Origin of the sequence: Janthinobacterium sp. 35 (assembly GCF_002754575.1) — a bacterium.
Lineage (GTDB): Bacteria > Pseudomonadota > Gammaproteobacteria > Burkholderiales > Burkholderiaceae_D > Janthinobacterium > Janthinobacterium tructae.
Genome location: NZ_PEFN01000001.1, coordinates 5,323,938 through 5,346,457, shown reverse-complemented (window position 1 = coordinate 5,346,457; position 22,520 = coordinate 5,323,938). Strand labels below are relative to the sequence as shown.

At 63.5% G+C, this 22,520-nt stretch carries 18 protein-coding genes; 2 read left to right on the top strand and 16 right to left on the bottom strand.

The window, feature by feature from the left end; translation table 11 throughout:
* Window positions 1–5: 5 nt before the first annotated feature.
* The 12 genes from CLU93_RS23745 to ppc form a co-directional block, all read right to left on the bottom strand.
* On the bottom strand, window positions 6–1,001 hold the full coding sequence (locus CLU93_RS23745; RefSeq protein ID WP_099763590.1) for an HD domain-containing phosphohydrolase: 996 nt from the start codon (window positions 999–1,001) through the stop codon (window positions 6–8).
* Window positions 1,002–1,014: 13 nt separating this feature from the next.
* The gene (locus CLU93_RS23740; RefSeq protein WP_099763589.1) at window positions 1,015–4,728 is read right to left on the bottom strand and encodes a PAS domain S-box protein; all 3,714 of its coding nucleotides are present in this window, start codon (window positions 4,726–4,728) and stop codon (window positions 1,015–1,017) included.
* 357 nt (window positions 4,729–5,085) lie between these two features.
* Window positions 5,086–5,742 carry a hypothetical protein gene (locus tag CLU93_RS23735; protein WP_143451797.1) on the bottom strand — a complete coding sequence of 219 codons (657 nt, stop codon included), beginning with the start codon at window positions 5,740–5,742 and terminating at the stop codon, window positions 5,086–5,088.
* Window positions 5,739–6,107 carry a hypothetical protein gene (locus CLU93_RS23730; RefSeq protein WP_099763587.1) on the bottom strand — a complete coding sequence of 123 codons (369 nt, stop codon included), beginning with the start codon at window positions 6,105–6,107 and terminating at the stop codon, window positions 5,739–5,741. Before CLU93_RS23730 ends, CLU93_RS23735 begins: the two co-directional genes overlap by 4 nt.
* Before the next feature lie 75 nt (window positions 6,108–6,182).
* Window positions 6,183–8,642: a TonB-dependent siderophore receptor gene (locus CLU93_RS23725; RefSeq protein WP_257225074.1), complete on the bottom strand. Its 2,460-nt coding sequence runs from the start codon at window positions 8,640–8,642 to the stop codon at window positions 6,183–6,185.
* A 190-nt stretch (window positions 8,643–8,832) separates the two neighbouring features.
* A complete protein-coding gene (locus CLU93_RS23720; protein ID WP_099763585.1) occupies window positions 8,833–9,798 on the bottom strand; it encodes a FecR domain-containing protein in 966 nt (321 codons plus the stop codon).
* Entirely contained in the window at window positions 9,795–10,295 is a 501-nt protein-coding gene (locus tag CLU93_RS23715; RefSeq protein ID WP_099763584.1) for a sigma-70 family RNA polymerase sigma factor, read from the bottom strand. Before CLU93_RS23715 ends, CLU93_RS23720 begins: the two co-directional genes overlap by 4 nt.
* A gap of 140 nt (window positions 10,296–10,435) precedes the next feature.
* The gene (locus CLU93_RS23710) at window positions 10,436–10,912 is read right to left on the bottom strand and encodes a DUF3617 domain-containing protein (protein WP_099763583.1); all 477 of its coding nucleotides are present in this window, start codon (window positions 10,910–10,912) and stop codon (window positions 10,436–10,438) included.
* A gap of 60 nt (window positions 10,913–10,972) precedes the next feature.
* Entirely contained in the window at window positions 10,973–11,224 is a 252-nt protein-coding gene (locus CLU93_RS23705) for a hypothetical protein (RefSeq protein ID WP_099763582.1), read from the bottom strand.
* 115 nt (window positions 11,225–11,339) lie between these two features.
* On the bottom strand, window positions 11,340–12,800 hold the full coding sequence (gene pyk / locus CLU93_RS23700) for a pyruvate kinase (RefSeq protein ID WP_180287922.1): 1,461 nt from the start codon (window positions 12,798–12,800) through the stop codon (window positions 11,340–11,342).
* A gap of 86 nt (window positions 12,801–12,886) precedes the next feature.
* Complete coding sequence (gene gap / locus CLU93_RS23695; RefSeq protein ID WP_099763581.1) at window positions 12,887–13,897, bottom strand: type I glyceraldehyde-3-phosphate dehydrogenase; 1,011 nt, start codon at window positions 13,895–13,897, stop codon at window positions 12,887–12,889.
* A 99-nt stretch (window positions 13,898–13,996) separates the two neighbouring features.
* Window positions 13,997–16,750 (bottom strand): phosphoenolpyruvate carboxylase, encoded by a 2,754-nt coding sequence (gene ppc / locus CLU93_RS23690; RefSeq protein ID WP_218968354.1) that lies wholly within the window; start codon window positions 16,748–16,750, stop codon window positions 13,997–13,999.
* A gap of 356 nt (window positions 16,751–17,106) precedes the next feature.
* Between ppc and CLU93_RS23685 the strand changes: the two genes are divergently transcribed.
* Window positions 17,107–17,562, top strand: a complete 456-nt coding sequence (locus tag CLU93_RS23685; protein ID WP_099763580.1) for an RrF2 family transcriptional regulator — start codon at window positions 17,107–17,109, stop codon at window positions 17,560–17,562.
* Window positions 17,563–17,626: 64 nt separating this feature from the next.
* Here CLU93_RS23685 and CLU93_RS23680 read toward each other — a convergent pair whose 3' ends face one another.
* The 4 genes from CLU93_RS23680 to CLU93_RS23665 all read right to left on the bottom strand — a co-directional run bounded on the left by CLU93_RS23680 (window position 17,627) and on the right by CLU93_RS23665 (window position 21,396).
* A complete protein-coding gene (locus CLU93_RS23680; protein ID WP_243420243.1) occupies window positions 17,627–19,312 on the bottom strand; it encodes a cation acetate symporter in 1,686 nt (561 codons plus the stop codon).
* A complete protein-coding gene (locus CLU93_RS23675) occupies window positions 19,309–19,617 on the bottom strand; it encodes a DUF485 domain-containing protein (protein ID WP_099763579.1) in 309 nt (102 codons plus the stop codon). Before CLU93_RS23675 ends, CLU93_RS23680 begins: the two co-directional genes overlap by 4 nt.
* A gap of 149 nt (window positions 19,618–19,766) precedes the next feature.
* The gene (hmpA, locus tag CLU93_RS23670; RefSeq protein WP_099763578.1) at window positions 19,767–20,948 is read right to left on the bottom strand and encodes an NO-inducible flavohemoprotein; all 1,182 of its coding nucleotides are present in this window, start codon (window positions 20,946–20,948) and stop codon (window positions 19,767–19,769) included.
* A 34-nt stretch (window positions 20,949–20,982) separates the two neighbouring features.
* The gene (locus CLU93_RS23665; protein ID WP_099763577.1) at window positions 20,983–21,396 is read right to left on the bottom strand and encodes a hemerythrin domain-containing protein; all 414 of its coding nucleotides are present in this window, start codon (window positions 21,394–21,396) and stop codon (window positions 20,983–20,985) included.
* Between the two features lie 225 nt (window positions 21,397–21,621).
* Here CLU93_RS23665 and CLU93_RS23660 point away from each other — a divergent pair, with 225 nt between their 5' ends.
* Window positions 21,622–22,515 carry an STAS domain-containing protein gene (locus tag CLU93_RS23660; protein WP_257225073.1) on the top strand — a complete coding sequence of 298 codons (894 nt, stop codon included), beginning with the start codon at window positions 21,622–21,624 and terminating at the stop codon, window positions 22,513–22,515.
* Window positions 22,516–22,520: the final 5 nt, after the last annotated feature.

The following is a 22,520-nucleotide window of genomic DNA, read 5'->3' as shown; positions in this document are numbered from 1 at the left end:
ACGCCCTACACCGGCTCGCGCCACTTGTCCTTGATCTCCAGCATAGCTGGCAGCTGTTCGATGAACAGCGCCAGCAGGGTCGGGTCGAAGTGCGTGCCGCTGTCGCGCTGCATGGTGGCGATGGCTTCTTCGACCGTCCAGGCGCGCTTGTAAGGGCGCTCGCTGGTGAGCGCGTCGAAGACGTCGGCGATGGCGACGATGCGGCCTTCGTGGGGGATTTCTTCGCCTTGCAAGCCTTGCGGATAGCCGCTGCCATCCCATTTCTCGTGGTGCGTCAGGGCGATGATGCGCGCCATTTTCAGCAGGCCACCCGCATGCTCGCCGATGATGGCCGCGCCGATTTCCGCATGGCGGCGCATGACGCTCCATTCGTCCGCATCGAGCTTGCCCGGCTTTTGCAAGATGGCGTCGGGGATGCCGATCTTGCCCACGTCGTGCATGGGCGCCGCATTCAATAAGTCTTCCGCCCTGGCCGCGCTGTAGCCGGCAGCCAGCGCCAGCTGGCGCGCGTAATAGCTCATGCGGATGACGTGCATGCCCGTCTCGTTGTCCTTGTATTCGGCCGCCTGGCCCAGGGTCTGGATCACCTGCAGGCGCGAGCGGCGCAGTTCCTCGGCATCGACCAGCGACAGATGCGTGCGCACGCGGGCGCGCACGATGGACGGGCTGACGGGCTTGGTGATGTAGTCGACGGCGCCGGCCTCAAAGCCGTCTGCCTCGTCCTTCACGTCGCACAGGGCCGTCACAAAAATGACGGGGATGGACGCGGTGGCCGGCATGGCTTTGAGCTGGCGGCACACTTCGTAACCCGTCATGGCGGGCATCATGATGTCGAGCAGGATCAGTTCGACGGGATTGTTCTGCGCCAGTTCCAGCGCCTTCTCGCCATCCTTCGCATACAGCAGGCGGTAATCATCCTGCAAAATTTGCCGCAGTACCTGCAGATTCGTCGCTTCGTCGTCCACCAGCAGCAGGATCGGTTTGTCTTCGTGTAAGGTCATCGTTAGCCCAATATCAGGAAAGGTCGGCAGGCGTTGGTGCATCGAGCCACGCCAGCAGCTGGCGCAGCACGTCTGCGGCGCGCGCAAATTCAAAATCGTCGATGGCGCTGGCCAGCGCATGCAGGCGCTGCTGCTGGCCGTGCGGCGCCAGCATGGCGGCGATCTGCGCCATCAGGGCGTCGTCCAGCTGTCCGCCTTCCAGGCTGGCGATGGCTTGCCGCAGCAAGGCACCGGCGACGGATGCATCGAGCGGCGCGCTGACAGCCGGCGCAGCATCGAGCGGCGCCAAAGGCGCCCCGGCGTCCAGCTCCAGTTCGCCGGCCAGCGCCATGAAGGCGGCCGCCAGCTGTACCAGCAATTCGGTGGCCGGCAACTGGCGCGCGATCGCTTGCTCGATGCGTCCCAGCAGGCTTTCGACCTGCACCAGGCACAGGTTGCCCGCCGCGCCCTTGATACGGTGCAGCAGGTGGCCCGCCACGCTGCCATCGCCACGCTCCAGTTCCGCCGCCAGCATGGCGGCGCAATCGCCATTGGCCTGCACGAAACGCGCGATGGCCCGCTGCAAGGTCTCGCGGCCGCCCCACAGGGCGATGCCGCGCTGCCAGTCCACCTGGCCTGCGGCGGCACGCGCCGCCGAGCCGGCCGCCGACGGCGGCATGGCCACGGCGATATCGAGCAGGCGGGCGATTTCCGCCGTCAGCTTGTGCATTTCCAGCGGCTTCGAGGCAAAACCGTTCATGCCCGCCGTCTGTGCGGCGCGCCGGTCCTGTTCCAGCACGCTGGCCGTCAGGGCGATGATGGGCGTCGCCTTCAGGCCCTGTTCGCGCTCGTACACGCGGATCAGGCGTGTCGCTTCCAGGCCATCCATGCGCGGCATCTGCACGTCCATCAGGACGATGTCGAAGCTGCCACGGCTGAACTCGCGCACGGCGCTCTCGCCATCGCTGGCGGCGATCACCTGGTGGCCGGCCGCGCCCAAACTGATCTGCAGCAGCTCCACGTTCTGCGGCACGTCGTCGGCCACCAGGATGCGCAGCGGCGGCAAGGCCACCACGGGCTGTTCGCTGCGGCGCGCCACGGCCTTGCCCGGCGCCAGCGGCAGCAATACATGGAACACGCTGCCCACGCCCAGGGTGCTTTCCACGGTGATGCTGCCCCCCATCAGTTCGACCAGCTGCAGCGAAATCGTCGTGCCCAGGCCCGTGCCGCCAAAGCGGCGGCTCATGGAAGAATCGGCTTGCGTAAACGGGGCGAAGATTTTGTCCAGGCGGTCGGCGGGGATGCCGATGCCCGTGTCGTGCACGGCGATATGCACCTGCTCGCCCTGCATGGCGACGGCCACGCGCACATGGCCCACTTCCGTGAACTTGACGGCGTTGCCGATCAAATTCGTCAGCACCTGCTGCAGCCGGCGCGCGTCGCCCAGGAAAAACTGGCCCATGCCCGGATCGATGTCCACATGCAGCACCAGGTCACGCGCCTGCGCCGTGATGCGCAGGGATGCCGCCACATGGTCGACCAGGTCCGGCAGCGAAAAGTCCACCAGTTCCAGCTCGGTGGCGCCTTTTTCCAGCTTGGCCGTGTCGAGGATGTCATTGAGCAGCTCGAGCAGCGAACGGGCCGACTGGCGCACCGTGCCCAGGTGGCGGCGCTGCAGGCTGTCCAGGGCGGTCCCCAGCAGCACTTCCGTAAAGCCGATGATGGCATTCATCGGCGTGCGGATTTCATGACTCATGTTGGCCAGGAAGCTGGTTTTCGATTCGGCGGCCAGCTCGGCGCGGTCTTTTGCCGCGCGCAGGTTTTCCTGCATGGCGCGCCGCTCGCTCACGTCGGTGGCCAGCTTGACCACCTTGAACGGCTTGCCATCCGCGTTGAAGATCGGGTTGTACGAAGCCTGTATCCACACTTCCCGGCCATCCTTGTCGATGCGCTTGTACTCGCCCGTATTGAATTCGCCCTGCGCCAGCTGCTGCCAGAACGCGATGTAGTCGGGCGAAGTGACGTACGCCGGTTCGCAGAAGATGCTGTGGTGCAGACCCAGCACGTCATCGAGCTGGTAGCCGACCAGGTCGAGGAAGTTCTGGTTGGCTTCCAGGATGCGTCCCTGCAGGTCGAACTCGATGACGGCCGTCGCGCGCGAGATGGCCGTCACCTTGCCTTCGTATTCGGCGTTGCGCAATTCGCTTTCCGTGATGTCGAGGATGACGCCGTCGATCCAGCGCACCACGCCGTCGTTGTCGAGCACGGGGCCGCTGCTTTCACGCACCCAGCGCTCGCGCCCGTCGCGGTGGATCAGGCGGTAGACGTTCTCGAAATCGCGCTTTTCATTGGCCGCCTGCACGCAGGTGTCGTTAACGCGCTGGCGGTCGTCCGGATGCACAAGCTCGAACAGCCTGACCCGCCCTTCGATGAAGTCCTGCGGCATCCAGCCTGTCAGGTTGAAGACGGCATCGCTGATGAAGATCATCTTCCATTCGGGCGCGAAGCTGCAGTGGAAGGACACGCCGGGGATATTGCGGATCAGGGTGCGGTACTGGCGCTCGCTGTCCTTCAGCGCCTGCTCCATGCTGCGCGACGAGCGCATGTCCGTGACAAACGCCACGAACAGGGGCTGGCCCGGCGTGTCGATCTTGCCGATGGCCACGCGCATGGGCAGCACGGCGCCATCCTTGTGGCGGCCATCGAGTTCGCGTCCGCTGTCGAGGATGCGCGAGGCGCCCGTTTCCAGGTAGTCGCGCAAATAGCCTTCGTACGCGGCCGCATCGGCTGCTTGCAGCAGTACGCTGGCGTCGCGCCCCACGATCTGTGCTTCGGACCAGCCAAACAGGCTTTCTGCGGCGGGATTGAAGGAACGCACCTTGCCCTGGCCATCGATGGTGATCAGGCCATCGGCGGCCGTGTCGACGATGGCGCGCAGGCGCGACTCGCCGGCGCTGGCATGGCGCAGCAACTGGCGGTAGCGCAGCAAGCCGTTCGCGGCGACCACGAAGACGGTCAGGGTGACGGTGATCAGGGCCACGGCCAGGGCCACGAACGAGGCTTGCACCACAATCGTGTTCTCGCCTGCCGTGGGCGTGCCGGAAAAGCGCGCCGCCAGCATGCCCGTGTAATGCATGCCGGAAATGGCCAGGCCCATGACGACACTGCTGACCAGCAGCGCCGTCAGCGCACTGAGGCGCTGGCACATGGCGCTCAGGCCGAAGCGTATCCACAGCGCCAGCATGGCCATGGTGACGGCCACCAGCAGCGACAGCGCAAACAGCCACGGCTCGTAGTGCAGGGTCAGCGACGTTTGCATGGCGGCCATGCCGCTGTAATGCATCGAGCCGATGCCCACGCCCACCAGCACGCCGCCCACCACCAACTGGCGCCAGCTGATGCGCGGACGCGCCAGCAGGTTCAGCGCCACCCATGACGCGGCCACGCCAGGCAGCATCGACAGCAGGGTCAGACCCGGCTCGAAGGACACGCGCGTGCAGATGTCGAAAGCCAGCATGCCGATGAAGTGCATCGACCAGATGCCGCCACCGAGCGCGATGGCGCCCGTGATGATGGCCGTCTGGCGCTGGAAGCCGCGCTCACTGCTGCGCGCCATGCCAGCGATCTGCAGGGCCATGAACGAGGCAAAGATGGCGATGCCGATGGAAAACAGCACCAGCCAGGCATCATGCGTGCCGTAGATATACGGCACGGTATCGGTCGAAAAGGCAAAGATGGAACTCAGCATACTGTCGTGAACTACATAGAGTGAAACGTGACGTCGCAAAACATGACAGCGCACCGCGCGCCGGCGCCAGGCCTTTTAGTAAAGCGGCAACACAGCGAAAATGACAACGGCAGCAATCGACCAGGGCAAGGCTCGGTCATCACGCCCGCGCCTGCCGCGCGGGGGAAAGGTGCCCGTTCAGAGAGAACAAGCGAAATACGTACGAACTCTGGCGCGGATAGCTGGCCGCCAGCGTGACGATGATTTTTCTAAAGAGCCATGAGTATAGTTGCTTTGCGAACATATTCATAGGTCTTCAACAATATCATGACCAGAAAGGCAATATTCTGCAGCGCTGATGCGACAGCGGCCCGCCGCTCAGGCGGGCGGCCACTGCGCGCGTATCGCGGAAGATGACTGATAGGAGGGACCGGCCCGCACGGCCACGCGGATACCGGCCAGCGTACAGCGGCGGCTCAGCTCGTCCTTGACCTGGCGCAACGACCAGCGCTGCGGCACGGGCAAATCCATGCCCACCACGCGGATCAGCGGGCAGTCCTTGAGGGTCGTGTGCAGCAGCAGCTCCAGGCGTGCCATCGGTGGCCCGCCGCGGTAGACATCCACCGGGCCCGCGTAGCTGACCACCTCCAGCGCGCGTATCTGCTGCGGCGCCAGTTGCAGCTCCCTCTCATGGCCAGGCAGGCGCCGCGCCACCCGGCGCAGCAACAGGCCGGCGTCGTTGAGCTCGACATGAAAAGACAAATTGCGATCCGGCAGCAGGACCAGGCCGACGATCCACGCGACCAGCGCCGGCAGGAGCAGCAGCACTGCCTCGCCCGCATACGACACGTCACGCCAGACGGCTTGCAGGACAAAGGCGAGGATCAAGGCGCAGCCGCCCAGCAGCACGCTGCGCCACAGCACGGGACGCAGATTGGCCATCATCGCCGCATGCGAGCTGGCATCGTCGGCCGGCGCAAAGCGTATCCATTCGGCGCGCACCGGCTTGCAGGGTCTGGCGGGACTACCGCTCAAGCGTTGGATGCCAGCATGCCGCGGAACCACGCCAGTTGCTCGCGCGTCAGGTAGTTGGCGCCATCGCCATGCAGGATAACGATCTCGATCTCGGGCGGAATCGAAGCGACTAATTGAGCGCCCGTGACGGGAAGCTTGGGAAACGCGATGCCGGCCAGGAAGGCCGGGTCTTCCGCCACCGTCACGCACTGGCGCTCCGGGTTCGGCGACGGCACGAGGAACAGGTCGATCTGCTCGCTTTGTCCGCCGATGACGACGTGCAATTGCGCGGCCAGCAGTTCGGGCAGGATCAGCTCGATGTTATTCTCGGTGCGCGATTGCTGGAAAGCGCTTTTCAGGGGCGTCAGGACTGGCGTGGCGGACATGGGAGCAGTGTGAAAGTGAAGACGGCGGCAGTGTAGCAGAGGCGCCCGCACGGGCGCGCTCTGCTGGCGCAGCGGCTACAGCTTGTAGTTCAGGGACAGCAACACGCTGCGCGGCGCGCCGTAGCGTTCCAGCCCGCCCGACCAGGCATAGCCGAGGCCCTGGTAGTAGCGGCGATCGAGCACGTTGTCGACACTCACGCGCAGCTGTACCTGCTCGCTGAGGCGGTAGCCGGCCGTCAGCCCGACCATGGCGTAGCCGCCCTGCTGCGTCAGGTAAGCCGTGTCGCGGCGGTCGATCTTGTCCTGGGCGTAGACGGAGGCGCCGAGGTTCCATTTTGCCAGGCTGCCGCCCAGCTGCACCGTGGTGTACAGCTTGAACAATTGCTTCGGCTCATCGGTGGCGATGCGCTGGCCAATATTCGCCGCCACGCTGTCCTTCGTGTACTTGGCCAGCACATAGGTGTAGCCGCCCGCGATCTGCCAGCCCGGCAGAGGCGAGCCCGACAACTGCAAGTCGACGCCTTCACTTTTTACCTGCCCGGCCGCGCGGGCGCAATAGATGGCGCCGCCCGTGGGGCAATTGACTTCATCGGCCATGCCGCGGTTATTCTGCTTGATGCGGAACAGCGCGCCGCTGGCATTGAGCCTGCCGCCAAAATATTCTCCCTTGACGCCCGCTTCCAGGTTGGTGCCGCTCAACGGTGGCAAGGTATTGCCCTTGACATCGAGCACGCTTTGCGGCTGGAAGATCTGCGTGCCGCTCGCATACACGGAATGGTGCGCGTCCAGGTCGTAGACCAGACCCGCGTACGGCGTAAACTTCGCGTTTTCCGTCAGGTCGCGGCGCCACGTCGGCTTGCTGGCATACCAGCCCGTGACATCCTGCGCATACCAGCCGAAGCGCCCGCCCAGCATCAGGCGCAGCGGATCGGCCAGGCTGAAGTTGCCGGCCGCATACAGGCCCTTCTCGTCCGTCTTGCGGCCCCAGTTGTACGGCTCGAACGGCGCGCCGCGCATCGGGTAGGCGTGCGGATTCCACTGGCGCAGATCGAACACGCGCTTTCCCGCACCTTCCCAGCTCTGGGCCGCGTCCGAATCGTCATGGCGGTAGCTGGCGCCGACGATGAGGTCATGCTGGCGGCCGAACCAGGTGACGGGGCCGCTCAGGCGCCAGTCGGCCACCACTTGCTCCGTGTTGTACTTCCAGCCCGTTTCCGACTGTTCCAGCAGATACGTTTCGCCCTCGACACGGCTGTTGGTGGTATTGCGCGTCGAGGATGAGGCATCGATGTGGGTGATGGCGAAGCGGCTGCGCCAGCCCTTCTCCAGTTGCGTTTCCAGGTCGGCGAAGACGACGTTGTTGTCGCGTTTCTGGAACGAGTCGGCATTGTTCAGGAAAGTCGAGCGGGGCAAGTCCATGTGGCGGCCGTCGGGCAAGGTCGGCAAGCCGACGAACACGCCGTCGGTGCGGCTGTGCTGGCGCGAAAAACCGATGCCGGCCGTGGTCGACGGCGTCAGATCCGCCTCGACGATTGCATACACGGTGCCATTGGTATTGTTGACCACATCGACAAAGCTGTCGCTGTCGCGCCAGCTGGCCGCCACGCGCCCGCGCAGGCTGCCCGAGTCGTTCAGGGCATTGCTGGCGTCGACCGTCAATTGCCGGTCCTTCCAGCTGCCCAGGTGTGCCGAGGCATTCAGCAAGGGCGTGGCCGTGGGGCGCTTGCGTATCATGTTGATGCTGCCCGACGGCGCGCCGGCCCCTTCCATCAGGCCGGTGGCGCCGCGCACCACTTCCACGCGGTCGTACATCAGCATGTCGGCCGAGACGTTGCGCTCATTGAAACCCGTGACATCGAGCGGCAAGCCATCGACACTCACGTGGCTCAAGGCAAAACCGCGCGCGAAATACGTGGTTTCCTGGTCGGACACGCCCTGCGTCTTGCCATACAGGCCCGGCGTGGCGCGCGCCACGTCCTGCAAGGTGGTCAGGTCGAAATCTTCCATTTGCTGGCGCGAAATCACGCTGACCGTTTGCGGCGTGTGGCGCTGCGACAGGTTCAAGCCCGTGGCCGACGACATATTCCTCGACGTGTATAGCCCCGTGCCTTCCGTGGCGCGGTCGGCCTCGGCGCTGACGATCACGGCGGGCATGCTGTCCAGACCGCCATCGGCCGTACTGCTACTGATTTTACGCAACAAGTAATTGCCATTGCCGCTTGCAAGCACTTCGAGGCCACTGCCTTGCAGCAGTTTTTGCAGGCCGGCGGAGACGCCATGGCGGCCCTGCAAGCCCGGCGTCGCCAGGCCGTCGAGCACCACGCCCTGCGTGGACAGGTTGATCCCGGCGGCGATGGCAAACGATGCCAGCGCATCGCGCAGGCTGCCAGCGGGAATGTTGTAATCGCGCAGGCTGGCGGCCGGGCTGGACTCAGCCGCCAGCGCTGCCTGGGGCAAACCGGTACCGGCCGCGCCCACGGCGAGGAGCAGGACCAGCGCGGCGCGCACGGCGCCGGTGGTGGGATGGAGCGTCATGCGTGCTGTTGTCAAGCTGCGGTGCGGCAAAGCCATGTGGACCTTTCGATGGTTCGGATTGTTCGTTCTCTACCTTGTATGACGGAGCAATCTGAAAAAAGGGACAGGCAAGAAGTAAATTGGAGCACGTCGGCTTACGCCCTGCGGGCTAAGCCGACCTACCATACCCGACAGGCGTAAGCCGACAATCTCAAGCCACCTCGACACTGATCCAGTAGCGCGTACGGCGCACCAGCCGGATCGGCAAGGAATGTTGCAGCAAGAGCAGGATGTTGTCCGGGTCGTTCAGCTGGAAGATGCCGTCCACGGGCATGGCGGCCAGCGCCGGATCGCAGCGCAGCACGCCATAGCGATAGCGGGCCACCTGTTCCAGCACCTCGCCCAGCGGCATGCGCTCGGCGATCAGCACGCCCCGCAGCCAAGCATCCGCATGGGGGGACAATGGCGTCAAGGCGGAAACGGCCACATCGTCGAAACTGCCTTGCCGGCCCGCATTGACCCTGCGCAAGGCATCGGGCGCTTGCGCCGGTCGGATCTCGACGGCGCCCTCGCTGACAGCCACCTGCGTGCGCGGCGCCAGCACGCTGGCGCCCTGGCGCACGCTGAAGCGCGTCCCCAGCGCGCGCACGGCGCCATTGCTGCTGCGCACGAGGAACGGGCGCGCGGGCACCGCCCTGTCATGCGCCGTGGCGACGTGGATATCTCCGGCATGCAGCACGACCAGCCGCGCCGCGTCGTCAAAGCGCACGTCGATGGCCGTTTCCGTATTGAGCACCAGTTGCGTACCGTCGGGTAAGGTCATGTGACGGATTTCGCCCCTGGCCGTGCGGATGCCGGCGCGCCACGCTTGCCAGGGCGCCGACTGGCTGGCCAGCCACAGCGCCGGCCCGGCCGCGATCAGCCCGGCCAGACCGTAGAGCACGGCACGCCGCTGCGGCGACGGCGGCGCCGCGTCCGCTGTCTGGCGCAGCGCGGGCGGCACGCTGGCCAGGGTGCCGCACACCAGCTCGGCCCGCTGCCAGGCCGCTGCGTGCGCGGGATCGCTGGCGCGCCAGGCCTGGAACGCTAGCTGCTCATCTGGACTCAAGGCGCCACCGTGCAGGCGCACCAGCCATTGCGCCGCCGCGCGGGCGGCGCGCGGATCGATGGCGCTCACAGGATCAGCAGGATGCAGCGTTCGAACGCCTGCACCATGTAGCGCTTGATGCTGCGCTCGCTCACTGCCAGGCGCCGCGCGATTTCCCCGTAAGCAAGGCCGTCGACATGCGCCAGCAGGAAGGCGTTGCGCACCAGCGGCGGCAAGCCATCGAGCATGGCATCGATGCGCTGCAAGGCCTCCAGTACCAGCAAGCGCTCTTCAGGAGACTGCATCAGCAGATCGGGCTGCTGCGCCAGGGTTTCCAGCCACGCCTGCTCCAGCGACAGGCGCCGGTAATGGTCGATCAGCAAGCGCTGCGCCACGGTGGTCAGGTAGGCGCGCGGTTCGCGCAAGGTCTGCCGGCCTTCCTGCGGCGCCGTCAGCAGGCGCACGAAGGTATCCTGCGCCAGGTCGGCCGCATGGTCGGCGCACTGCAGCTTGGCGCGCAGCCAGCGCATCAGCCAGCCGTGATGATTGCTGTAAATGACGGCGATCGATTCGCCGGATTGCGCCATGTTCACTAGGACTCCGATGCGCGCAAGGCAAGGCGCGACTAATTGATAATAATTCTCATTATCACAAATCCTTGCCTCCGGCGTCAATGCCGGCGCCTGCCTATCGCTGGAAACCGTTGTTTCAGCGCGGTTGCCGGCTCTTAGCGGCTGATATACAAGCTCTTCATGACCATGCCGCCGCGCATTTTCTTCGCGCCCGGAGCCAACCCCGCCGGACAGGCTCCCTGGTGCACGGCCGCCAGTTCCGTGCGCTGCACCTCGGTCTTGCCGTTCAGTTCCATCGTGGTATCGGCGGTCAGCGTATACGCCTTGGCCAGGTCGCCCTTGAAACTGCCCGCGAGCCTGGCGCCCGGACAACTGGACTGGAAAGTGTAGCTGTCGCCCTGGCGGCTTTGCGACGCGATCTGGCATTCCTGCTCGAAGTCCGTCCACAAGTCATCGTCGATCAGGCGGTCGCGCTCCTGGTCGACGCAGATTTCCCAGGAAAACGGCGACGTGGCGGGCGTCACCTTCCACAAGCCCGTGGCGCGCTGCAGGCGCTGCGCCGGCTCGGCCGCTGTGACGGACGTGGCGGCGCAAAAAATAGTCATCAGGAACAAGGTCGCGCTGCGTTTCATGGGCATTCCATTCGCTAAAAGTTTAAATATAGCAAAGAGGAACGCGCGCAGGCCGCACGCTTAGCCGTGCATCCTGGGCCTGGCGGCCAGCACGAAGGGAATGGCTAACGGCCCCAGAAACACCACCAGGACAGCACGGATGGCCGTTATTCGTAAGGAGCGGCGTTTGGCAATGAAGAGGCAGGCGAAGGCCGACAGCGACCAGATCAAGGCAGGCAGGTATTCGGTCATCATGTACTCCGGATGCGCCTTGGCAGGCAGGGAAACCATGCTGACACGGAAATGCGGCCACCGCAATGGCAGATTGGGCATCTGCCATTGCAGTGGGCGGCCAAGCGCCCCGCTTTCAGCCATTCTTAAGGCTGCAGGCGGCTGTCGGCCAGTGATGAGGCCAGCAATGTGGCCAGTAATGTGGCCAGAAATACGGTCAGTGCTGGCCGATCTTCATGATCTTCAGCGCATTCGTGCCGCCGACCTTGCCCATCGGCTCGCCCCAGGTCAGTACGACCGTGTCGCCCTTGGTCACGACCTTATGTTCCAGCAGCAAGTCTTCCGCTTGCTGCAAGACCTTGTCGCGGTCCGTGCCGGACGTCAATTCCAGGGTGCTGACGTTGCGGTACAGGGCCAGCTTGCGGCGCGTGCCCACGCTCGGGGTCAGGGCGACGATGGGAATATCGATGTTGCAACGGCTCATCCACAAGGCCGTGGAACCCGATTCCGTCAGGGTGGCGATGGCTTTCACGCGCAGGTGGTGCGCCGTAAACAGGGCGCCGTAGGCGATCGACTGGTCGATGCGCGAGAACGTGGCGTTGAGGAAATCGGCGTCCAGCTTGCAGGTATCCCATTTTTCCGCGTCCAGGCAGATGGCGGCCATTGCTTCCACCGTCTCGATCGGGTAGCGGCCCGAGGCCGTTTCCGCCGACGTCATGACGGCGTCCGTGCCATCGAGCACGGCATTGGCCACGTCGGACACTTCCGCGCGCGTCGGCACGGCGTTGACGATCATCGATTCCATCATCTGCGTGGCTGTAATGGCCAGTTTATTCGACGCGCGCGCCATCTTGATCATGCGCTTTTGCAGGGCCGGCACGGCCGCATTGCCGACTTCGACCGCCAGGTCGCCACGCGCCACCATGATGCCGTCGGAGGCGTCGAGGATTTCTTGCAGGGCGGGAATGGCTTCCGCGCGCTCGATCTTGGCGATCATCATCGGCTTGTGGTCCCACGCTTCACCGGCGATATTGGCCAGCTGGCGCGCCATGACCATGTCGGTGGCGTTTTTCGGGAACGATACGGCCACGTAATCAGCCTGGAAACTCATCGCCGTCTTGACGTCTTCCATGTCTTTCGCCGTCAGCGCCGGCGCGGACAGGCCGCCGCCCTGGCGGTTGATGCCCTTGTTATTCGACAGTTCGCCGCCGATTTTCACGGTCGTGTGGATTTCGCTGCCGACGACCTTGTCGACCGTCAACACGATGAGGCCGTCGTTCAGCAGCAGCACGTCGGCCGTGCGCAAGTCGCGCGGCAATTCCTTGTAGTCGAGGCCGCAGCGTTCGATGTTACCCAGTTCACCGTTTTCGCCCCATTTCGCGTCAAGGATGAACTTCATGCCGTTTTCCAGGAAGATCTTGCCTTCTTCAAACTTGCCGACGCGAATCTTCGGGCCTTGCAAGTCGGCCATGATGGCTACTTCGCGGCCGCACAGGGCCGCCGCTTCGCGCACCATGCGGGCGCGGTCGATATGGTCTTGCGCCTTGCCATGCGAAAAGTTCAGGCGCACGACGTCGACGCCGGCCTTGAACATGCGGACGAGGGTATCGATATCGTTCGAAGCGGGGCCGATGGTGGAAACGATCTTGGTGGCGCGTTGCTGTACTTGCATGGTCATGGTGTGCTGCTTTCTATAATGAGTTGCTACAAGGGCCGGCCTTGTGGGCCGGCCGTCCTGGTGCGCTGGATCAGCGGTGGTTCTTGTTACTTGGCCGCTATCAGGGCGACCGTGGTGTCGAGCATGCGGTTCGAGAAGCCCCATTCGTTGTCATACCACGACGACACTTTCACGAGGCGGCCCGACACCTTGGTCAGGGTCGAATCGAAATTCGACGACGCGGGGTTGTGGTTGAAGTCGATGGAAACGAGCGGCTCCGTCTGGTATGTGAGGATGCCTTTCAGCGCGCCTTCCGACGCCGTTTTCAGCAAGGCGTTGACTTCTTCGACCGTGGTATCGCGCCTGGCGATGAAAGACAGGTCGACCAGGGAGACGTTAATCGTCGGCACGCGGATGGCGAAACCGTCCAGCTTGCCATTCAATTCAGGCAAGACCAGGCCGACGGCGGCCGCCGCGCCCGTCTTGGTGGGGATCATCGAATGCGTGGCCGAGCGGGCGCGGCGCAAGTCTTCATGCATCACGTCGGAGAGTACCTGGTCATTCGTGTAGGCATGCACGGTGGTCATCAGGCCCGATTCGATGCCGATGGCGTCGTTAAGCGGTTTGACCAGTGGCGCGAGGCAATTCGTCGTGCACGAGGCATTCGAAATGACCGTATCCGTGGCTTTCAGTACGTGCTGGTTGACGCCGAACACGATAGTGGCGTCCACATCCTTGCCGCCCGGCGCGGAAATGATGACTTTCTTTGCCCCGCCCTTCAGGTGGGCCGAGGCTTTTTCCTTGGTGGTGAAGAAACCCGTGCATTCGAGCACCACGTCGACACCGAGTTCGCCCCAGGGGATCAGGGCCGGGTCGCGCTGCGCGAAGACGCGGATGCGGTCGCCGTTGACGAGCATATTCTCGCCATCGATGGTGACGACGCCGGGAAACTTGCCGTGCACCGTGTCGTAGCGCGTCAAATGCGCATTCGACTTGGCATCGCCCAGGTCGTTGATGGCGACGATCTCGATATCCTGCTGCTTGCCGCCTTCATAAAACGCGCGCAAGACATTGCGGCCGATGCGGCCATAGCCATTGATGGCAACTTTGATGGTCATGCTGTCTCCTTGATGTTTTACTTGAAACTAACCCAAGTGCCAAAACCGGGGTCGGACCTTAAGGTCCGACCCCAGCATTTGCCATTGGGTTAAAAAGAATCAACCACTATTCCGCAACCCCGCCGCAATCCCATTGATCGACAAATGAATGCCCGTGCGCGCCGCCGCATCCTGCTTGCCTTCGCGGAAACGTTTCAACAGCTCCACCTGCACGTGGTTGAGCGGGTCGATATACGGAAAACGGTTGCGTATGGAGCGCTGCATCAGCGGGTTGGCTTGTTGCAACTCTGCCTGGCCCGTGATCAGTTTCAAGGCGTCCAGCGTGGCCGCATATTCGGCGCGGATGCGCGTAAAGATGGCCTCGCGCAAAGCCTTGTCCTTGACCAGTTCCGCATACTTGCCGGCAATGGCGATATCGCTCTTGGCCAGCACCATATCCATATTCGACAGCAAGGACGTGAAGAAGGGCCAGTCCGTGTACATGCCGCGCAGTACGTCGGCGCCATCGGCGGGATGGGCGGCCAGGTAGGCTTGCACGGCGGAACCGAAACCGAACCAGCCCGGCAGCATCAAGCGGCATTGCGCCCAGCTCAAGACCCAGGGAATCGCGCGCAAATCCTCGATCGAGGTCGATTTCTTGCGCGAGGCGGGACGGCTGCCGATATTCAGCGCGGCAATTTCCGCGATCACGGTCGATTCCCAGAAATACTGTTCAAAGCCGTCCGTGCCATACACGAGGTCGCGGTAAGCGCTCAGGGCCGTGCCAGACAATTCTTCCATGGCGGTCAGATGGCCCGCGCCGGCCGAAGCCTTCGGCTGCAGCTGCGCCTGCGGCAGCAGGGTCGACTGGATGGTGGCGGCCACCAGCACTTCCAGGTTGCGGCGCCCTACTTCCGGGTTCGCATACTTGGCCGTGATGACTTCGCCCTGCTCCGTCAAACGGATCTGTCCCTGCACGGCGCCGGCCGGCTGGGCCAGGATGGCTTCGTAGCTGGGACCACCGCCGCGCCCGACGGAACCGCCACGGCCGTGGAACAGACGCAGCTTGATCTGGTATTGCTTGAAGACCGTCACCAGCTCGATCTCGGCCTTGTAGAGTTCCCAGCCGGAGGTGAGGAAACCGCCGTCCTTGTTGCTGTCCGAATAGCCGAGCATGACTTCCTGCTGGTCGGCGCGCGACGCCAGCAAGCCACGGTAGAACGGCAAGCCGAAAGCGCGCGCCATGATGGCGGGGCCGGCGCGCAAGTCGTCGATGGTTTCAAACAGGGGGATGATGTTGACGTCCACTTCGCGGCTGTCCTGGCGCAGCAAGCCCACTTCTTTCAGCAGCAAGGCCACTTCCAGCAAGTCCGAGACGCTGGCCGCCTTGGAGATGATGCAATTTGGCACCGATTCGCGGCCATATTTGACGTGGGCCTCGCGCACGGCGCGGAAGATGTCGAGTTCGGACGTCGTTTCCTCGGAGTACTGCGCATACGGCGACGTCAGCAGGCGTGGAGACTCCAGCTCGGCCAGCAGCACGGCGATGCGCTGCTCTTCATCGAGGTCCAGGTAGACCAGGCCCGGCTGGGCGCCGGCAAACAGTTCGCCCACGACGCGCTCGTGCACGTCGGAATTCTGGCGCAAGTCCAGCGGCGCCAGCGAAAAGCCGAAGACCTTGACGGCGCGGCGCAACTGGCGCAGCCGGCCACGCGCCAGCGCGCGCAAGCCATTGCTGACGAGCGAATGCTGGACCACGTCCAGGTCGGCCAGCAGATCAAACGCGGCAGCGTAGGGCTGCACGCCTTCGGCTGGCTTGCCCTTGCCGCACAAGGCGACGCGCGTCGCTTCCAACCGCGCATGGATACCATGCAAGGCGCGGCGGTACGGCTCATCGACGCGGTGTGGCGACGCATCGGCCGAGCGTTCGGCCAGCGCGCGCAGCGGCTCGCTGCAGGCGTTCAAGATTTGCGCCAGCGACAGCTGCGAGGCGAGCTTGCGCAATTCTCCCAGATAAAAGTCGAGCACCTTGTCGGCCTGCGTCTGCAGGGTGCTGCGCAGGATGTCGGCCGTAACGAACGGGTTGCCGTCGCGGTCGCCACCTATCCAGCTGCCGACCTTCATGAAATTGGGCAATTCCGCATCTTCCCAGCGGGCATCGCGCTGGGCCAGCATGGTTTCCAGCGAGGAATACAATTTCGGCAATTCGCGCAAGATCGTGTGGTCGTAGAACGACAGGCCATTGGCCACTTCATCCATGACGGACAGTTTGCTGGTGCGCAGCAAACGCGTCTGCCACAGGGTGACGATGCCACGGCCCAGCGCTTCTTCGTTTTGCTCCGCCTCTTCCGGCGTCATTTGCACGCGGTCGCGCTCGCTCAACAGGCGCGCGATGGCCATCTGGCAATTCTGGATGCTCTTGCGCTGCACTTCCGTCGGATGCGCCGTGAACACGGGGCTGACAAACGCATCTTCAAAGAACGTTTCCAGCGCATCGGCCTTGCCCGCGTCAAACACGTTGCCGACGGCATGGCTGAGGCTACCCTGGCGCGGCGGCGAACCGGCGATCAGATGGGCGCGCGTGCGGCGGATGTGGTGTTGATCTTCTGCAATGTTGGCCAGCAGCGAGAAATAGCTGAAGGCGCGCGTCAATTGGGTGGTTTCTTCCTGCGACAGCGCTTGCAGCGCGTCCGACAGCTGCGCGCGCGCCGCTTCGTCATTGTCGCGGCGGAAACGGATGGCCAGCTGGCGCACATGTTCGATGCGCTCGAAGGCGGGGTCGCCCAGGTGGTTGCGGATGGCGTCGCCCAGCAGACGGCCCAGCTGGCGGATATCGCTGCTCAGCAGCTCGTCTTTCACTTCATTCATTTGCATGGTATTCATTTCCTGGGGCGGCCACGGCGGCACCGCACAGATTGCGTAGTACGCGCTTCCCGACCCGGGAAACGCCCATCATCCATTTTGTAGTAAATTTACCTTACTGTCTCACCATCCTCTTGATTTTCATCAATAAAATCCACGTCGAAAGGGCCTTAAAGGGCTTGCGAGCTGTTTAGCAGGGCAACAATATGAAAATTTACTACGCATTTAAGCGAAAGGCAACCAAATTTGTCTTTTCAGGCTGAAAAGTCACGGTGCAAGTCACATGCCGGTGGCGATGGCCGGGCACTCTCCTGTATGCTGGCGGCTTGAAACAAGGATGTAATCCACATCTTTATGAACGATATCCCATGCGACTGACTGCTTATACCGACTACACCCTGCGCACCCTGATGTATCTGGGCGTGCACCGCGACCGCCTCGTGACCATCCAGGACATCGCCGACCTGCATGCGATTTCCAAGAATCACCTGATGAAGGTGGTGCACCAGCTGGGCCTGTCAGGCATCGTGGAAACGGTGCGTGGGAGGAATGGCGGCCTGCGCCTGGCGCGCGACCCGGCCGAGATCAATATCGGCACGGTGGTGCGCGAGACGGAAAACGATTTTTTCATGGCGGAATGTTTTAACCAGGAAAACAATACCTGCCCGCTGACGCCCGATTGCCTGCTGAAAGCCAAGCTGGGCCAGGCCACGGGGGCCTTCCTGGCCGTGCTCGACACGGTGACCCTGGCCTCGATACTCGAAGCGACGCCGGGCGTGCCGGCGCTGGCGGCGGGCGTGATTCCCCTGCGCGTGGCGAAGTAAGCGCGCCAGAAACAACAATGCCCGGCAAGCCGGGCATTGTTTCCTGCAGTAACTATCTAAAACATCAATGTGCGCTGGCGCCTGCCGCGCCGATGCCCGTTTCCGAACGCATTTGCTGCGCTTCGTAGCCGGCACGGTCGATGCGCGCGCGCGGGCTCTTGTCGAGCACCGAGAACAGCCAGATGCCGACAAAGCCTGCCGTCATCGAGAACAGCGCCGGCGAGGCATACGGGAACAGCGCCGCCGGATGACCGAGCACGTCGACCCACACGGACTTCGACACCACCGTCAGCGCGACGGCCGTGGTCAAGCCCAGGAAGCCGCCGATGGTGGCGCCCCGCGTGGTGCAGTCTTTCCACAGCACCGACATGAACAGCACGGGGAAGTTGGCCGAGGCGGCGATAGCGAAGGCCAGCGAGACCATGAAGGCGATGTTCTGCTTTTCAAAGGCGATGCCCAGCACGACGGCGATAATGCCCAGCACGATGGTGGTCACGCGCGACACTTTCAATTCGTTGGCGCCCGTGGCCTTGCCCTTCTTGATGACGGTGGCATACAGATCGTGCGACACGGCCGACGCGCCCGACAGGGTCAAACCCGCGACGACGGCCAGGATGGTGGCAAACGCGACCGCCGACATGAAGCCCAGGAACACATTACCGCCCACAGCCTTGGCCAGATGCACGGCCGCCATGTTGTTACCGCCCAGCAGCTTGCCGGCAGCATCCTTGAACTCGGGATTGGTACTTACCAGCACGATGGCGCCAAAACCGATGATGAAGGTCAGGATGTAGAAATAGGCGATCCAGGTGGTGGCCCAGAACACGGATTTGCGCGCTTCCTTGGCGCTCGGCACCGTGAAGAAACGCATCAGGATGTGCGGCAAACCGGCCGTACCGAACATCAGCGCCATACCGAAGGAGATGGCCGAGATCGGGTCCTTGATGAAGGAACCTGGGCCCATGATGGCTTCCTTGGCGGCGTGCACGTCCACCGACTTGGCGAACAGCGCTTCCGGGCTGAAGTTGAATTGCGCCAGCACGGCCACGGCCATGAAGGTGGCGCCGCCCAGCAGCATGACGGCCTTGATGATCTGCACCCAGGTGGTGGCTGTCATGCCGCCAAACAGCACGTAAATCATCATCAATGTACCGACCAGGACGACGGCGATCCAGTATTCCAGGCCGAACAGCAGCTTGATCAGCTGGCCCGCGCCCACCATCTGCGCGATCAGGTAAAAGGCCACGACGACGAGGGTGCCGGAGGCCGAGAAAATGCGGATCGGCGCCTGCTTGAAGCGGTAGGCGGCCACATCGGCAAAGGTGTAGCGGCCCAGATTACGCAAGCGCTCGGCCATCAGGAAGGTGATGATGGGCCAGCCGACGAGAAAGCCGATGGCATAGATCAGGCCGTCATAGCCGTTGAGGAAGACGGCGGCGGAAATACCGAGGAACGATGCCGCCGACATATAGTCGCCCGCAATCGCCAGGCCATTCTGGAAGCCCGTGATGCCGCCGCCGGCCGTGTAGAAATCGGAGGCCGACTTGGTCTTCGCGGCCGCCCATTTGGTGACGAACAGTGTAAAAATGACGAAGGCGGCGAACATGATGATCGCCGTCCAGTTGGTCGGTTGCTTGACTGCCTGGCCCAGGTCGGCGCCGGCCGCCAGCACGCTGTTGCTGGCGCTCGCCAGCAAGGTCAGGGCTGCCAGGCAGGAAAATGTGCGTTGCATCGATGGGGCGCGGCTCATGCTTGCACCCGTGCCTGGATGGCGCTGGTCAGCTCGTCGAATTGCTTGTTGGCGCGGCGGACATAAATGCCGGTGATCACCACGGTAAACACGATGACGAACAAGCCAATTGGCATGCCCCAGGTCATCACGCCGGTGCCCGTTTTAGTGGCAAGGAATTCCTTGTTGAAGGCGATGAGCAGAATGTAGCCGTAGTACACCAGCATCATCAGGCCCGTCAGCGCCCAGCCGAAGCTGGAACGCACCCTGACCAGCCGATGATAATTGGGGTCGCCCTTGATTTTTTGAACCAGATCGTCATGCATGGTGTTGCCTCCTGTTATGTAAAAGCCTGCTCTTTTATGCGAGCTTGGGTTCACAGTACAGCGCGAGGCTTACCCGCCCCTTACGGCAGCGGTTTTTCTCGCAGAAGCAACACAAGGAGCAACACAGGAGCAACACAAGGCAGACAAGGTCAGTTCAGCGCGGCTGCCGGTCCGAAGAATTCATGGTGCGTCTGCCCTTCCGGCACGCCCAGCTCGCGCAGATACTGCTTGACGGCCCGCATGAACGGCTGCGGCCCCAGGAAGTAGGCGTCGACGTCGCGCGAGGCTGGCAGCCAGTGATTCAGCGTCTGTTTACTCAGCAAGCCGACGGCGTCCGGTGCGCCTTGCTCACCGTCATGTTCCGCGTAGCAGTAATAGCGCTGCAACTGCGGGTGCTGCGCGGCCAGTGCGTCGATCTGCGCGCGGAACGCATGCACGCCCTGGTTGCGCGCCGCGTGGATGAAATGCACGGGACGCTTGCCGCGCAGGGCCGCCGTCAGCATGGCCAGGGTCGGCGTGATGCCCACGCCGCCACTGATCAGCACCAGCGGCTTGTCGCTCTCCGTCAGCACGAAGTCGCCCGATGGCGGCGTCAGCTGTACGGTGTCGCCCGCCTGCACGTGGTCGTGGAAGAAATTCGACACCTTGCCGCCCTCTTCGCGCTTGACGCTGATGCGGTAGGTCTGGCCATTGCTGGCGGCCGACAACGAGTACTGGCGGCGCATGGGCACGCCATCAACCGTGGCCAGCACGCCGATATACTGGCCTGGCGCAAAGTCGAGCACGGGCTGGCCATCGGCGGGCGCCATCAGGAAGGACGTGATCTCGCCGCTTTCCACCGTCTTGCCGCGCACTAAAAAGTCGCGCGCGCCGCTCCAGCCGCCCGGTGCGGCCGCCTGCGCCTTGTAGATACGCCCTTCTTCGCCGGCCAGGATGTCGGCCAGCTGGCCATACGCCGCGCCCCAGGCATCGATGACGGCGTCGCTGGCGACTTCCTCGCCCAGCACTTCGCGGATCGCCTGCAGCAGGCTGGCGCCCACCAGCGGATAGTGCTCGGCGCGGATCTGCAGGGCCACGTGCTTGTTGACGATGGTGGCCACCAGGTCGCCCAGCGCGGCAAGTTGATCGATGTGCTTGGCGTACATCAGCACGCCATTGGCCAGCGCGCGCTGCTGGTCGCCGCTGTGCTGGTGCGCCTGGTTGAAGTACGGCAGCACTTCGGGATGGTCGCGGAACAGATTCTTGTAGAAGTGGCGCGTCAGCGCTTCGCCGCCCTGCTCGAGGATGGGGACGGTGGCCGTGATGATGGCGCGTTGTTCTTGGGTCAGCATGTGGAATTCCTTTAGATATATGAGCAGGCGGTTTTCAGGCCAGTGATTCAATGGCGGGATAAAGATCGTGGTCTTCGCGGCGCATGCGCTGGAACAGCGCGTGCAGCACGGTATTGGCTTCGCTGCGGAAGGCATCCGGCTCGGCCGCCAGGCGCACGGGCGTATTCCAGCGGCCCGCGAAATCGAGGTAGGCGCCGGCGATGCCGTGCATTTCGTTTTCGTACTGACGGCCCAGCTGCGCCACCCTGGCCACGCCGCAACTCTGCGCGGCCGGATACAGGTAGCGCTGCTCGACGGCCAGGTGCAGCTTGATCAAGCCGCTCATGGCGATGATCTGTTCGGCAATGGCCTGCGCCTGCGCGGCCACACCGCCGCGCGCCAGCTGGCGCAGGGCATCGATGGAGGCCAGGATGGCCAGGTGCTGCTGTTTGAATTTGTCGATATTCATGGCGTGTTTCTCTTGTTGAGTGTTGCCAGTGTAGCGGAATTCGCTTAAACATGCAAATCACATACATCTTTATGATGCGAATATTTCCAGCAGGAATGTACATCGACATGCGCCACTATGTGCGGCACAGAACACAAGCCAGAGCCACGCCTGCCTATAATTTATTCATCACAGTGCGGGGCCGTTTGCGGCCGTGCCGCACCCTCCACTCAGCCAAGGATGAGCATGAAAATGAAGACGGACACGGTCAAGACGGGCACGGCCCAGGCGCAGCAACTGGCCGCCATCATCAACGAGCACCACACGGCACTGCTGGACGGCTGGATGGCCGGCCTGGTCGCCCGCCTGGTGCGGCGCGACAAGATCGCCGAAAACGAGCTGCGCCAGCAGGCAGCGCAATTGCTGCCGCTGCTGGCGGGCGCACTCGACAGCGGCGACGCATTCGACATCGAAGGTGGCGCCTGGGACGATACGCGCCAGCTGATCGCTGACATATCGCAATCGCGCGTACGCCAGGGCTATTCGCCGATCGACACGGCCAGCTTCATGTTCGCCCTCAAGGAGCCGCTGTTCGCCTACCTGCGCCAGCAAATCACGGCGCAGCCGGAGCAGCTGGGCGACGCCATCATCAGCACCAGCAAATTGTTCGACGAACTGGGCTTGCTGACCATCGCCATTTACCAGAAGGCGCGCGAACAGGTGATTCTGCGCCAGCAGCAGGAATTGCTGGAACTGTCCACGCCCGTGGTGCAGCTGTGGCAAAACGTGCTGGCCCTGCCCCTGATCGGCACACTCGACAGCGCCCGCACGCAGGTGGTGATGGAAAGCCTGCTGCAAAAGATCGTCGACACGGGCGCCCTGATCGCCATCATCGACATCACGGGCGTGCCCACCGTCGACACGCTGGTGGCGCAGCACCTGCTGAAAACCATCGCCGCCGCGCGCCTGATGGGCGCCGACTGCATCATCAGCGGCATCCGCCCGCAGATCGCGCAAACCATCGTGCACCTGGGCGTCAACCTGGAAGACGTGATGACCAAGGCCACCCTGGCCGACGCCTTCGTCGTGGCCCTGAAACGCACGGGTTCCAGCATCACTTACCAGCAGCAGCAACACTGAGGCGC